Here is a 12,227-nt window from a genome sequence, read left to right as displayed (position 1 = left end):
TCCCATGAACATGATGACCCCGCCCCCGACGGCACCGGGCCTGCAGCCGACCACACGGCTGACCGTGCTCCAGGGCCAGGCGCGCGTCAGCGCCGGTCCGCGGGTGGAATTCTCCACGGTGCTCGGGTCCTGCGTCGCGACCTGCCTGTTCGATCCCGAGGAGCAGGTCGGCGGGATGAACCACTTCCTGCTGGCCGAGCCGCCCGCCGGCGGCCAGACCGTGGACGAGCATTACGGCGTCTACCTGATGGAGCTGCTGATCAACGAGATGCTCGCCAACGGTGCCGCCAAGCACCGGCTGCGCGCGAATCTCTATGGCGGCGCGAACCTCTATCCGGGCATGGCCCAGATCGGCAGCGCCAACGCCAGCTTCGCCAAGACCTTCCTGCTGCGCGAGCGGATCACGCTGGTGCGCGAGGATCTGGGCGGCAACAGCGCCCGCCGAGTCGATTTCCGCCCCGCCTCCGGACTGGTCCGGTGCCGGACCGTCGCCAACACCCTTGCCCCCGAGGAACGTCCGGTCGCCCGGCCGGTCGCCGCGGTCGGCGAGGTGGAACTGTTCTGACCTGCCGAGTGAGTGTGACCATGACCAAGACCACCCGCGTATTGACCGTGGACGACAGCGCGAGCATGCGCGCGCTGCTCAACCACGCCCTGACCACCCACGGCTTCGACGTGGCCCAGGCCGACGATGGGCAGTCCGCCCTCGAATGGCTCCAGCTCAACGAGGTCGATGTCGTCATCACCGACATCAACATGCCCCGGCTCGATGGCTTCGGCCTGATCGAGGCGCTGCGCAATGGCACCCGCCACCGCGACCGCCCGATCCTGGTGCTGACCACCGAAAGCTCGGACGAGAAGAAGAACCGCGCCCGGCAGATGGGCGCGACCGGCTGGATCGTGAAGCCGTTCGACGCCACCAAGCTGGTCGCCGCGGTCCGCCGCGTCTCGCACTGATCCGCGCCAACAAGGAGAACGCTCATGCTGCGTGAACTCATCACCTTCCAGGTCGAAGGCCAGGTCTTTGCCCTCGACATCATGGCGATCCGCGAGATCCGCGCGTGGACCCCGGCGACCCGCCTGCCGCGCGTGCCCGGCTATGTCGCCGGCGTGGTCAACCTGCGCGGGACGGTGCTGCCGGTGATCGATCTGGCCGCCCGGCTCGGCTGGACCCCGGTCGAGGCGACGCCGCGCCACGCCATCATCGTCACCCAGCTCGGCACCCGCCAGACCGGCCTGATCGTCGAATCGGTCAGCGATATCGTGACGATCGACACCGATACGCTGCAGGCGCCGCCGGCCACTGCCGACAGCTCGGTCCTGCCGTTCCTGCAGGGTCTGGCCGCGCTCGAGGACCAGATGGTCATGGTGCTCGATCTGACGGCTCTGGCGGACAACGAGACCCTCGAACTGGCGGCGTGAGTCCATGGTCACCTCACCCAGCCCTGCGACCGGCCCGGCAGGCGGGCCGCCCCCGCACCTGAAGGCGGCGGCCGGCATCCTTGCCGAGCTGGCCGCCCAGGTCGAGGCGCTCGGCGCGCAGCTCTGCACCAATCCCGAGGTGGTGGCGCACCACATCACCGAGCTTCAGGCCATCGACCTGATCGCGCAGAAACAACTGCATCTCGCCGATCTGCTGCTCGCCGACTGCCCGCACGCGGCGGTCGAGGCGATGCGCATCGAGGAAGTGAAGCGCCGCATCGGCAGCGCCTTTCCGGCCAAGGTGGCCTGACGCCCCTCCCGGCGCAGGCCCGCCCGGCCGCCTGGCGCCGCTCCCCACAGGTCCCACTGCGAACAGGCAGCGCGCTCGCTCCGATCGGGGCGGGCGCGTTGACATACGCGTCAATACTTATCGATCCGGATGGAATTCCCCCTGTTGTTACCGCCACGCCCATGAGACGCTACATCTAGGGTTTTCCGTGGGGGGACGATCGCGATGCAGGATGCGCGTACCCGGGCTCGCGGCCGCAAACGGTCCGTCGCCCGTCGGCTCGAGACCGAACCGGACGCCACCGTCGCCGTGTCCGCCCCGGCGCCTGGCGGCCCCAAATGGGCCCGCGGGCCGGCAGCCTTTCCCACCGAGATCCGCGTGCCGCCCCACCGCGGGGCGGTGATCGTCGCCGCTCCGCTCGAAGCCCGGCCCGATCAGCCCGCGCCAGCGACGGAGGGCGGTGCGGGGACCAAGGCCACCCCGCGGCGCCGGACCGGCCAGACCGCGGCCAGCGCTCCGACCAAGAAAACCGCGCCGAAACGGACAAAACCCACTCAGCGATCGGCAGGGAAACAGACCAATTCAGCCAAAACGGACCGGTCGACGCGCAAGGTCGCCAAAGGGACGCCCCGCACGGCATCGCGCCAGACCCGGGCCGCCGCCACGACTCCGGCGCTGCCCCTTCCCGCCGCGCCCGAAGCGCTGGTCCAGGCTCCGCCGGCCCCATCTGTCCCGGCCACCGAGGGCGCCCGGCCGGCTCCGATCGTCACACCAGCCGGGGCCGCGCCGGCCGGGCTCGCTCCCGCCGGGCTGCCGCGCAGCCGGGCACTGGTCCGTCCCCAGTCCAGCCTGGTCGCGCGGGTTGTCGCCTGGCTGGATCGGCTGATCCCGCGGCGCAAGCGCGCCGCCCTCCCCAAGGCCCGGACCCGCCTCGAGCGCAAGGCCGTTGCCCCGCCAGCCGCGACCGAACCGGCCGCCATGACCCCGGATCCCGCAGCTCCGCCCGAAAGTGCCAGCGATCTGGCCCGGCGGATGCTGCTGCAATTGTCGGAAGAGAACGAACGCCTGCGGCGCGAGATCGATCGCCTGCGGGCAGCGGCCAGCCAGCCGCAATCCTGACGCGGACCCCGCCCTCGATCCCGGTTCCCCAACGCCAAGCGGCGCCGGACGGGATCGTCCGGCGCCGCCGTGGGACCATGTCGAAGCCCGCGCTCCGGACACCCTAAAGCCCGGCGGCGATTGGCGCGCCGCCGGGCCAGGACGCCCGGGAGAGGGCGGTAGGGCGACTTAACGCAGCAGCGACAGCACGTTCTGCTGGCTCTGGTTGGCCTGGGCGATCATCGCGGTCGAAGCCTGCGAGAGGATCTGGGCCTTGGCCATCTGGGTCGTTTCAGCCGAGTAGTCGGCATCTTCGATCCGCGAACGGGCGTCGGACAGGTTGACGATGTTGTTGGTCTGGGCGTTGACCGCCGATTCCAGCTGGTTCTGGCTGGCACCGAGGCTGGCGCGGGTGTCCGACACCACGCCGAGGGCCGTGTCGATCGCGGTCAGGTCAGCCGAGGTGGAGGCCGAGAGGTCGACCGTGGTCGCAGCCGTGGTGCTGATGTTCGCGAAGGTCATCGTCACGGTGTCGGTGGTGTTCGCACCAGTCTGGATCTTGACCGCACCCGCGGTGCCGGCGGTGCCGTCGAACAGCTTGATGCCGTTGAACTGGGTCTTGGTCAGCACGTCGGTCATCTGGGTCTGCAGGGCGTCGGCTTCCGACTTCATGCGGGCCTTGTCGGCCGTGTCATAGGTGCCGCTGAGCGACTGGACGGTCAGCTCACGAACGCGCTGCAGCATGTTCGACACTTCGCCGAGCGCGCCTTCCGCGGTCTGCGCCATCGAGATGCCGTCGTTGGCGTTGCGGATGCCCTGGGCCATGCCCTTGATCTGCGAGGTCATCGAGGTCGAAATCGCGAGGCCCGCAGCGTCGTCCTTGGCGCTGTTGATGCGCTTGCCGGTCGACAGGCGCTCCATCGCCGTGCCCAGCATCTTGCCGGCAGCGGTCGAGGCATTCGAAGCGCGGATCGCGCTGACATTGGTGTTGATAACCGACATGGTCTACTCCCGTGTACGTTCCGGAATGATCCCGGCCGAGAAGGTCCCGGCGCCGACCGGCCCATCCGGCACGGCAACCGAGGCTAAGAGCGGCAACCGGGCGGCAAGTTTAAGCCGGGGCGGCAACGCGACCGGCAAGAAGCTGCCGGAATCCACGGGTTTCCACATACGCAAATATACAAGGACTTAAATTACCGAAGCCTTTGACGTTCCCGCGCCAAAACAAGGCCAGGGGATGGTTAATCCGCTTGGGGTCTCAAACGATGTCCGCTGTTGAATTTTCTGCTGCCACTGCTGCCAACCACGCTCCGCTGGTTCAGCGCGTCGACGGCATTTTCGCCGCAATGGGCATGATCACGGGGGGTCCCGGGCCGGATATCGTCCTGGCCGACCGCACCGAACCGGGCCGCGCCAGCGTGCGATTGACCCGCGGCCCACGGCCCGCCCTGCGCCGCGCCGAATCGGGTCTCGAGCTCGATTACCTCGATGGTTCGAACGAGACGACCCTGGCCGCCCTGCTCGCCGCGGCGACGCCGGCCGGGCTGCCGATCGCCGCGGACACCGAAAGCCTGACCGTGCTGGCCCTGGCCGAGCGCCTGGCCGCCAGCGACATCCCGGTCCTGATCAACGGCCCGACCGGCACCGGCAAGGAAGTGCTGTCGCGCTTCATCCACGCCCGCAGCCCGCGCCGCGATGGCCCCTTCATCGCGGTGAACTGCGCCGCCATGCCCGAGGCCATGCTGGAAGCGCTGCTGTTCGGCCACCAGAAGGGCGCCTTCACCGGCGCCAGCCAGTCCTCGGAAGGCTTCTTCCGCGCCGCAGACGGGGGCACGCTGCTGCTCGACGAAATCGCCGAGATGCCGCTGACGCTGCAGGCCAAGCTGCTGCGCGCGCTGCAGGAAGGCGAAGTCGTGCCGATCGGGGCGACCTCGCCGATCAAGGTCGACGTGCGGATCATCGCCTGCGCCAACCGCGACCTGCCGCTGGAAGTGCAGGAGGGCCGCTTCCGCGCCGACCTGTTCTATCGCCTCAACGTGTTCCCGCTGGCCCTGCTGCCGCTGCGCGAGCGCGGCGAGGATATCGCGCCGCTCGCCTTCGCCCTGCTGCTGCGCCATGCCGCGCCGGGCCAGCCGATCCCGTGGCTGTCCGAATCGGCGCTGGCCCTGCTCAAGGCCCATTCCTGGCCGGGCAATGTGCGCGAACTGGAGAATGTCATGCGCCGTGCCCTGCTGCTGGCCGGCAACGCGGACGAGATCGCTCCGCACCACATCCACTTCGACGGGATCGCCCGCCTGGTCGAGGCCGGTGCCACGGCCCAGCCGGGCGCACCGGCTGGCGGCTTCGGCGGCCTGCCTGGCGGTGGTCTGCCCGGGGGTGGCCTGCCGACCGCCGTGCCCGGGGCCGGGGGCAAGACCCTGTCGAACATCGTCCAGATGCACGAGGCGCGCGCCATCATGCAGGCCCTCGCCGAATGTGGCGGGAGCCGGGTCGCGGCGGCGCGGCGGCTCGGCATCTCGGAACGGACGCTGCGCTATCGCCTGGCCTCGTTCCGCGAGGCCGGGCTTGAAGTCGCGGCAGCGGGTGGCCGGTCATGAGCGGGGTCAGCGGGATTGGCGGCGCCGGGGGTCTTCAGCAGATCCTCGCCATGCGCCAGCAGATCATCGATCGCTCCAACCTGCTGCAGCAGGTCAAGGATGCGGCCCCAGCTTCCCAGGCGGCGACCCAGCCGGCAGAGGCCCAGGGCGATAGCTTTGCCGGGGCGCTGAAGAACGCGCTGGATAGCGTCAGTGCCACCCAGCAGAAGGCCTCGGCCCTGTCGGCCGCCTATGAACGCGGCGAGGAAACCGATGTCGCCAAGGTGATGCTGGCCCGTCAGGAAGCCGGGGTGGCATTCGAAGCCACGCTGCAGGTGCGCAACCGCCTGCTCTCGGCCTACCAGGACATCATGCGGATGGGGGTCTGATAGATGGCCGATCTCGTCGCCGCGGGGACCGCCCCGCTGCCCGCGCCTTCCCTGCTTGCCCCGCTGACCGATCCGGCCGGCGGGCCGTTCCTGTCGCGGATGGGCAGCTTCGTGAAGCAGCCGCCGGTGCGCAAGGTCCTGCCGGTGTTCGGCGGGGTCGCCGGCATCGGTCTGGTCGCCCTGGCCTGGGCCACGCTGGCCCCGCAGGCCCAGCGCACATTGTATTCGGAACTGGATGACGGCGAACGCGCCAAGGTTGTCGCCACGCTCGACAAGGCCGGCATCGCTTATCACATCGACAACCAGACCGGTTCGCTCACCGTGGGCGAGGACGATCTCTACAAGGCCAAGATGCTGGTCGCCTCGGACGGGGCTCTCGCCGCGCCGGACGATGCCAGCTCGATCGACAAGCTGCCGCTCGGCGCGAGTCGCGCAATCGAGGGGGACCGCCTGCGCGCCGCGCGCGAACATGACCTGACGCTGTCGATCATGGAGATCGACGGGGTCGAGGCGGTGCGGGTCCATCTCGCCGAGGCCGAAAAGTCGGTCTTCGTGCGCGACAACGTGCCGCCCTCGGCCTCGGTCATGGTGCGCCTGGCCCGGGGCCGGCAACTGTCGGACAGCCAGGTCGCCGCGATTGTCAACCTGGTCGCCGGATCGGTCCCGGGGCTCAGCCCGGACGCGGTCCGCGTGGTCGACCAGCATGGCCAGCTCCTGACCGAGAAGGCCGATGGCAATTCCGAACGGCTCGAACTGCAGGGGCGGCTGGAGAGCAAGCTGCGCACCCAGCTCGACCAGTTGCTGACCCCCATGGTCGGCGCGGGGAACTTCTCGAGCGAGGTCCAGGTCGAACTCGACATGGACCAGGTCACCTCCGCGCGCGAGTCTTATGATAAGCAGGGCGTGCTTCGCACCGAAACGCAGCAGCAGTCGCAGACCGCTGGCGCGCCGGGTGCGGTCGGGGTGCCGGGCGTCACCGCCAACACCCCACCGCCCGCCCCCACGGCCTCGCCCGGACCGCCGCAGGGCACCCAGCCCGCCGCCACGGCTCCCGGGGCCACGCCGACGAACGGGGAATCGAGCGCCACCCGCACTTATGAGCTGGGCCGCGAGGTCTCGGTGGCCAATGGCACGCCGGGCAAGATCAAGCGCCTGTCGGTCGCCGTCGCACTCAGCGCCACGGCGCTGAAGAAGGCCAAGCCGCAGGACATCGAACAGATGAAGCAGCTGGTCAGCGCTGCGGTCGGTGCCGATCCGGCGCGCGGTGACCAGGTGGCCGTGGTGCTCCGCCCGTTCGACGCCCCGGTGGTCGATACCATGCCGATGTGGCAGCAACCGTGGTTCCAGTCCTACGTCCGCTATGGCCTGGCCCTGCTCGGCGTGCTGCTGGTCCTGCTGCTGGGCGTACGTCCGCTGATCAATGCGCTCAAGCGCGAGCCCGCCGCCGCCCCGCGCCGCGAGGACGAGGACGAGGCCGAGGGCGCCGAGGGCCAGGGGCGCGCCGCCCGGCCGCTCCCGCCGCCGCCGGTCAGCGCCGAGGAGCTGGTCGAACAGGTCAGCCTGGCCCAGCGGATCGCCGCCGAACGCCCCGATGATGCCGTGCTCGCCCTGCGCGAAATGCTCAACCACACCCCCGCCGAACCGGAAGCCGCCGCATGAACGCCGTGACCACGCTGGACCCGGAGAGCCTGACCGAGGCCGATCGCGCTGCCGTCATGGTCATGCTGCTGGACGAACGGCAGGCCGCCCAGATCCTGTCCCGCCTCGAACCCGCCGAACTGCGGCTGCTGGGCGAAAAGATGTGCGCCCTGGGCGAGATCGCCCCCGAGGTGATCGCCAATGCCATCGCCTCGTTCGTCGACAAGACCGAACGGCTGGGCCTGAAGGCACATGATCGGCTGGGCCAGGTCCGCTCGCTGATGACCCGGGCAGTCGGCGGGGTGAAGGCCGACAACCTGATGCAGCGGATCATTCCGCCCGACCACAAGCCGCCGAGCGCGCTCGAGCTGGCGCGCTGGCTCAATCCCGACGCGCTGGTCCCGCTGATCAGCGAGGAACACCCCCAGGCGATCGCCGTGCTGCTGGTCCAGCTCGATCCCGAGATCGCCGCGGAAGTGCTGCACGCCCTGCCCTCGGACAAGCAGCCCCAGGTGGTGCACCGCATCGCCACGCTGGGCCCGGTCCAGCCCGAGGCCCTGGCCATGCTCGACGAACTGCTTGGCCAGCGTATCCGCGAGGCCCACGGCTCTGCGCCGCTCACCATGGGCGGCCCGCGCGAGGCGGCCGAGATCATCAATTCCGCGGGCAAGGCCGTGGAAAAGCGGGTCATGCCGGAGATCACCAAGCTCGACAAGGCGTTGGCCAAGCAGATCGAAAGCGAGATGTTCAAGTTCGAGCACCTCTTCGTGCTCGATCCGCAGGCGATGGGCGCGCTGCTGCGCGAGGTCGAGAGCGACACCCTGATCGATGCGCTGAAGGGCATCGCCGAGGATCAACGCACCGTGTTCTTCAAGGCCATGTCGAGCCGCGCCGCCGACGGCATCAAGGACGAGATCGCCAACCGCGGCCGCCTCAAGATGGCCGACGTGATCGCCGCGCAGAAGGCGATCGTCGCCGTGGCGCGCCGCCTCGCGGCCGAAGGGACGATCGTGTTCGGGGCCGGCGACGACGACTATGTCTAGTCTCGCGGCCCTGACAGGACTTCCGGCCGAGCACGGCTTCCGGCAGGATAGCCGCTTCGCCCCGGCCCCGTCGTCCGGCGCTTATCCGGCCTATGGGCTGCCGGGGGCAGCGCCGGAGCCGGTCGAGATCGAGGATCCGGTCGCCCTGGCCTGGGCGGAAGGCTATGCCCGCGGCGCCGAGGATGCCCGGGCCGAGGCCGAGGCCCAGATGGCCGCCGAGGCCGAGGCACGCACCGCGCTGGAATTCGCCTTCACCCGCTTCGATGCCGACATGGCCGAAACGCTGCGCCAGCGCCTGCAGGACACCGTGATGGCGCTGTGCGAGGCGACCCTGGTGCCTTATGCCCATGACGCCGCCGCGCTCGCCGCCCGGGTCGAACGGGCCGTCGCCATGCTGGCCCGCGCCGATGACGATCGCACGATCCGCCTCCACCCGGACGACTGGGCGCTGATCGGCAAGCAGTTGCCCAAGGACTGGAAGATCAGCCCCGATCCCTCGCTCGAACGCGGCGCGCTGCGGGTCGAGACCCAGAACGGCGGGGTCGAGGACGGCCCCGCGCAATGGCGCCGGGCCCTGGCCGAGGCGTTCCACGCGTGCTGAACCTGTTCGAGCCGCTGCTCGACGAGCTGGCCGCCGCCCAGCCGGATTTCACCCCGCACCGCTATGGCGTGGTCGCGGCCTGCGACGGCGGCCTGATCGAGGTCGCCGGCCTGTCGATCCCGGTCGGCGCGCTGTGCCGCGTCGCCCATGGCCGCGGCGAGCCGCTGGCCGAGGTGATCGGCTTCCGCAACGGCCGCACCCTGATGATGCTGCTGGGCGACACGGTGCTGCTGCGCCCCGGTTCGCGGGTCCGGCCCGAGGGTCACCCCGGCATGCTGCCGGTGGGCGAGGCTTTCCTGGGCCGCGCGGTCGATGGCGAGGGCCATCCGATCGATGGCATGGGCCCGATCCATTTCCGCGACGAATGGCCCGCCGGCGGCATCCGCACCGGTGCGCTCGACCGCGCCCCCGTGCGTGAGCCGTTCGACACCGGGGTGCGCGCACTCAATGCCCTGACCACCTTTGGGGTCGGCCAGCGCATCGGCGTGATGGCGGGATCGGGCGTGGGCAAGTCCGTCCTGCTCGACATGATCGCCAGCGGGGCCGAGGCGGAGATCGTCGTCGTCGGGCTGATCGGCGAGCGGGCGCGAGAGGTCTCGGACTTCGTCGAACGGCACATGGCGGGCGAAAAGCGCGAGCGCACCGTGGTGGTCGCCGTGCCGGCCGACCACGCCCCGAACTTGCGCATCCGCGGCGCCATGCTGGCGACATCCATCGCCGAGCACTTCCGCGCGACAGGCAAGCGGGTGTTGCTGATCATGGACAGCCTGACCCGCGTCGCCCATGCCGGGCGCGAGATCGCCCTGCTGCTGGGCGAACCCGGCGCGGCGCGGGGCTATCCGCCTTCCGCCCTCGCCACGATCACCAAGCTGGTCGAACGCGCGGGCAACTCGGTCGCTTCGGGCGGATCGATCACCGGGCTCTACACCGTGCTCGCCGATGGCGACAACCAGGACGATCCGGTGGTCGACACCGCGCGCTCGATCCTGGACGGCCACGTCGTGCTGTCGCGCGATCTGGCCCAGCGCGGGCAGTATCCGGCGATCGACATCGCTGCCTCGCTCTCACGCGTGATGAGCGACATCACCGATCCGGCCCATGCCCGCATGGCACGCACCTTCCGCGCGCTGGTGGCGAGCTATGAGGCGAACCGCGATCTGGTGCTGATGGGCGCCTATCGCGCGGGGGCCGATCCCCTGCTCGACCGGGCCATTGCCATGCAGGAGCCCATGCGCGCCTTCCTGGGCCAGGCCCAGCGCGAGGTTGTCCCGCTCGACCAGAGCATCGCCGCGCTGGCGGCGCTGATCGGCGATGGCGCCTGATCGCAAGCGCCTGGCGCGGTTGCAGCGGCTGGAAAAGGTCCGCGCGATCGCCAAGCAGACCGCCGCCGCCGAAGCGGCGCGGGCCGAGGGCACGCTCGCCCAGCTGCTCGCCCTGGCCGACCGCACCGGTCAACTGGTCCATGACTATGCCAGCCGCCGCGACATGGCCGATGGTCAGGCGCTGCGCCTGATGTCGAGCTTCCGCGAGGGGCTGGAAGGCGTCCGCCGCGATACCCGCGCCGATGCCGACCGCGCCCGCGGCGTGGCCGATGCCAAGCTGCTCCAGCTGTCCGAGGCCGAGCGGCGCCGCCAGGCCGTCGAGGACCGCGCCAGGGCAGAGGCCAGGGCCCTTTCGAGCCAGGGCCAGCAGCCCCCGCTCACCGCGCGCAAGTCACTTGGCACGGAGCTTGAATAGCAGTTCACGGACTATCTCTGGGGACCTGCCATAATGATCCAGTCAACCGCGCCAAACGTTGCCAGCGCGACCTCCCAAGTGTCGGGCCTGCTCTCTGGCCAGCCGGCCGAGAACGGCGTGCCGGGGGCGGAAACTGGAGGTTTCGCGCAGGTCCTGGCCGATCGCGAGGCACCCGCCCGCGGGCCCGGCGCGGCTCGGGCGCCAGCCGAACCCGACGAGCCCGACAGCATCGCCCCCGCCTCCTCCCCTGCCCTCGCCCAGCCGAACCTTGCCGCCGCCTTGCCGCTGACCGGCAAGATCTTGCCGGGTCTCTTGCCGGATGCCGGCACCGCGGCCGGTGGACCGGGCGAGCCGGCGCACGAACCGGGCGCGGAATCCGTTGGCCAGGCCGTCCCCGGCCTGCTCGCCGCGCTGCGCGCGCTGCGTCTGCCCTCGCAGGACACGGGGACCCGCAAGACCCCGCTCCGCGCGGACCAGCCGCAGACCGTCGCCGGACCCGACGGCGATGACGGCGAGCCCGCCGCCTCTGCCATTTGGGCCGGCTTCGCCATTCAGGCGAGCCCGACTCCCGCCATTCCCGTCACCACCGCTGCGGCCGATGCCGCCGCAGGCGCCCTGCCGCCGATGATCGAGGCCCAGTTGCTCGGTCGTCCGCTGCCCCAGGGCGAAGGCCTGCCGCCCGCTGCCGTGGGCGCGGAGACCAAGGGCAAGACTGCCGCCGATCCGGCCCTGGCGCTGCGGCTCGATCCGGCGCGGATCGATCCCCGGGCCGCCGGCGACCTGCGCTTCGAGGCGGGCTCGGCCCGGCCGATGAGCGCGGTGAGCCTGCGTCCGGAGCTGACGCTGGAGCGCGAAAACCCGTTGAACGCAGCGGCCTCGTCCAGCGATGGTGCCGGGCTGCTGGCCAGCCCGCTGGGCCAGAACGCTGCTCTCGCCACGCCAAACGCCCCGCTGGGCGCGACCCACGCCGCCCAGCCGCACGATTTCGCCGCGCTGATGGATCGCCTGATCGCGGCGCGCGACGCCGCGCAGACCGGGCTGCCGCAGTCGGTCCAGGTCGCGCTCAATCACGCCGAATTCGGCCAGGTCTCGCTGAGCTTCCAGCACGACCAGCGCGGGCTCGCGGTCTCGGTCGCGAGCGCCGATCCGGACTTCGCCCGGGCCGTCCAGGCAGCCATTCCGGCGGCTGGCGCCGCCACCTCCGCCGATGCCGGATCGCGCGACGGCGGCCAGGGCTCGGGCCAGACCGCATCCGGCTCCAACGGCCAGGGCCTCGGTCGCGGCGACGCCTCGGCCGCCGGTGGCGAGCCCGGCCAGCGCCAGGGCCGCACCGCCCGGTTCGATGCCGATGCGCCGCTCCCGGCGGCGAACCGCCGCGCCGAAGCGCGCGATTCCACCACCTCGCGGCCGCGCGGCATCTTCGCCTGATCCGCC

General features: G+C 70.8%; 14 protein-coding genes. 13 read left to right on the top strand and 1 reads right to left on the bottom strand.

The genetic code is table 11. The annotated features are described in order from the left end of the window. Positions 1–13 precede the first annotated feature (13 nt). The 5 genes from H7F49_RS10555 to H7F49_RS10535 all read left to right on the top strand — a co-directional run bounded on the left by H7F49_RS10555 (position 14) and on the right by H7F49_RS10535 (position 2,830). Positions 14–565: a chemotaxis protein CheD gene (locus H7F49_RS10555; protein ID WP_185683564.1), complete on the top strand. Its 552-nt coding sequence runs from the start codon at positions 14–16 to the stop codon at positions 563–565. A gap of 20 nt (positions 566–585) precedes the next feature. Further along, positions 586–957, top strand: a complete 372-nt coding sequence (locus H7F49_RS10550) for a response regulator (protein WP_185683563.1) — start codon at positions 586–588, stop codon at positions 955–957. 24 nt (positions 958–981) lie between these two features. Further along, a complete protein-coding gene (locus H7F49_RS10545; RefSeq protein ID WP_185683562.1) occupies positions 982–1,422 on the top strand; it encodes a chemotaxis protein CheW in 441 nt (146 codons plus the stop codon). A gap of 4 nt (positions 1,423–1,426) precedes the next feature. After that, positions 1,427–1,732: a hypothetical protein gene (locus H7F49_RS10540; RefSeq protein WP_235982082.1), complete on the top strand. Its 306-nt coding sequence runs from the start codon at positions 1,427–1,429 to the stop codon at positions 1,730–1,732. Between the two features lie 204 nt (positions 1,733–1,936). Continuing rightward, complete coding sequence (locus H7F49_RS10535) at positions 1,937–2,830, top strand: hypothetical protein (protein ID WP_185683561.1); 894 nt, start codon at positions 1,937–1,939, stop codon at positions 2,828–2,830. A 168-nt stretch (positions 2,831–2,998) separates the two neighbouring features. On the opposite strand, the gene H7F49_RS10530 is transcribed toward H7F49_RS10535, so the two are convergent. After that, positions 2,999–3,811: a flagellin N-terminal helical domain-containing protein gene (locus H7F49_RS10530; protein ID WP_185683560.1), complete on the bottom strand. Its 813-nt coding sequence runs from the start codon at positions 3,809–3,811 to the stop codon at positions 2,999–3,001. A 263-nt stretch (positions 3,812–4,074) separates the two neighbouring features. Between H7F49_RS10530 and H7F49_RS10525 the strand changes: the two genes are divergently transcribed. The 8 genes from H7F49_RS10525 to H7F49_RS10490 all read left to right on the top strand — a co-directional run bounded on the left by H7F49_RS10525 (position 4,075) and on the right by H7F49_RS10490 (position 12,221). Then, entirely contained in the window at positions 4,075–5,406 is a 1,332-nt protein-coding gene (locus H7F49_RS10525; RefSeq protein WP_185683559.1) for a sigma-54 interaction domain-containing protein, read from the top strand. Then, the gene (fliE, locus tag H7F49_RS10520) at positions 5,403–5,774 is read left to right on the top strand and encodes a flagellar hook-basal body complex protein FliE (RefSeq protein ID WP_185683558.1); all 372 of its coding nucleotides are present in this window, start codon (positions 5,403–5,405) and stop codon (positions 5,772–5,774) included. The genes H7F49_RS10525 and fliE overlap by 4 nt, the downstream gene beginning before the upstream one ends. Before the next feature lie 3 nt (positions 5,775–5,777). Continuing rightward, positions 5,778–7,433, top strand: a complete 1,656-nt coding sequence (fliF, locus tag H7F49_RS10515; RefSeq protein ID WP_185683557.1) for a flagellar basal-body MS-ring/collar protein FliF — start codon at positions 5,778–5,780, stop codon at positions 7,431–7,433. Continuing rightward, positions 7,430–8,455, top strand: coding sequence for a flagellar motor switch protein FliG (fliG, locus tag H7F49_RS10510; RefSeq protein ID WP_185683556.1), 1,026 nt, complete (start codon positions 7,430–7,432; stop codon positions 8,453–8,455). The genes fliF and fliG overlap by 4 nt, the downstream gene beginning before the upstream one ends. Beyond that, positions 8,448–9,056 carry a FliH/SctL family protein gene (locus H7F49_RS10505; protein WP_185683555.1) on the top strand — a complete coding sequence of 203 codons (609 nt, stop codon included), beginning with the start codon at positions 8,448–8,450 and terminating at the stop codon, positions 9,054–9,056. The genes fliG and H7F49_RS10505 overlap by 8 nt, the downstream gene beginning before the upstream one ends. After that, positions 9,050–10,378: a FliI/YscN family ATPase gene (locus H7F49_RS10500; RefSeq protein ID WP_328806667.1), complete on the top strand. Its 1,329-nt coding sequence runs from the start codon at positions 9,050–9,052 to the stop codon at positions 10,376–10,378. Before H7F49_RS10505 ends, H7F49_RS10500 begins: the two co-directional genes overlap by 7 nt. Continuing rightward, the gene (locus H7F49_RS10495) at positions 10,368–10,793 is read left to right on the top strand and encodes a hypothetical protein (RefSeq protein WP_185683553.1); all 426 of its coding nucleotides are present in this window, start codon (positions 10,368–10,370) and stop codon (positions 10,791–10,793) included. Before H7F49_RS10500 ends, H7F49_RS10495 begins: the two co-directional genes overlap by 11 nt. Positions 10,794–10,871: 78 nt before the next feature. Further along, positions 10,872–12,221, top strand: coding sequence for a hypothetical protein (locus tag H7F49_RS10490; RefSeq protein WP_185683552.1), 1,350 nt, complete (start codon positions 10,872–10,874; stop codon positions 12,219–12,221). Positions 12,222–12,227: the final 6 nt, after the last annotated feature.

It is taken from the genome of Novosphingobium aerophilum (assembly GCF_014230305.1).
Taxonomy (GTDB): domain Bacteria; phylum Pseudomonadota; class Alphaproteobacteria; order Sphingomonadales; family Sphingomonadaceae; genus Novosphingobium; species Novosphingobium aerophilum.
The sequence above is the reverse complement of the archived record's forward strand: the minus strand, read 5'-3'. Positions and strand labels throughout refer to the sequence as shown.

What these genes read in the sequence shown, in the direction of transcription:
- fliE (WP_185683558.1), top strand. Translation starts at nt 5,403, where the DNA reads ATGAGCGGGGTCAGCGGGATTGGCGGCGCCGGGGGTCTTCAGCAGATC.
- fliF (WP_185683557.1), top strand. Translation starts at nt 5,778, where the DNA reads ATGGCCGATCTCGTCGCCGCGGGGACCGCCCCGCTGCCCGCGCCTTCC.
- H7F49_RS10535 (WP_185683561.1), top strand. Translation starts at nt 1,937, where the DNA reads ATGCAGGATGCGCGTACCCGGGCTCGCGGCCGCAAACGGTCCGTCGCC.
- H7F49_RS10540 (WP_235982082.1), top strand. Translation starts at nt 1,427, where the DNA reads ATGGTCACCTCACCCAGCCCTGCGACCGGCCCGGCAGGCGGGCCGCCC.
- H7F49_RS10550 (WP_185683563.1), top strand. Translation starts at nt 586, where the DNA reads ATGACCAAGACCACCCGCGTATTGACCGTGGACGACAGCGCGAGCATG.
- H7F49_RS10525 (WP_185683559.1), top strand. Translation starts at nt 4,075, where the DNA reads ATGTCCGCTGTTGAATTTTCTGCTGCCACTGCTGCCAACCACGCTCCG.
- H7F49_RS10555 (WP_185683564.1), top strand. Translation starts at nt 14, where the DNA reads ATGACCCCGCCCCCGACGGCACCGGGCCTGCAGCCGACCACACGGCTG.
- H7F49_RS10495 (WP_185683553.1), top strand. Translation starts at nt 10,368, where the DNA reads ATGGCGCCTGATCGCAAGCGCCTGGCGCGGTTGCAGCGGCTGGAAAAG.
- H7F49_RS10505 (WP_185683555.1), top strand. Translation starts at nt 8,448, where the DNA reads ATGTCTAGTCTCGCGGCCCTGACAGGACTTCCGGCCGAGCACGGCTTC.
- H7F49_RS10545 (WP_185683562.1), top strand. Translation starts at nt 982, where the DNA reads ATGCTGCGTGAACTCATCACCTTCCAGGTCGAAGGCCAGGTCTTTGCC.
- fliG (WP_185683556.1), top strand. Translation starts at nt 7,430, where the DNA reads ATGAACGCCGTGACCACGCTGGACCCGGAGAGCCTGACCGAGGCCGAT.
- H7F49_RS10530 (WP_185683560.1), bottom strand. Translation starts at nt 3,811, where the DNA reads ATGTCGGTTATCAACACCAATGTCAGCGCGATCCGCGCTTCGAATGCC.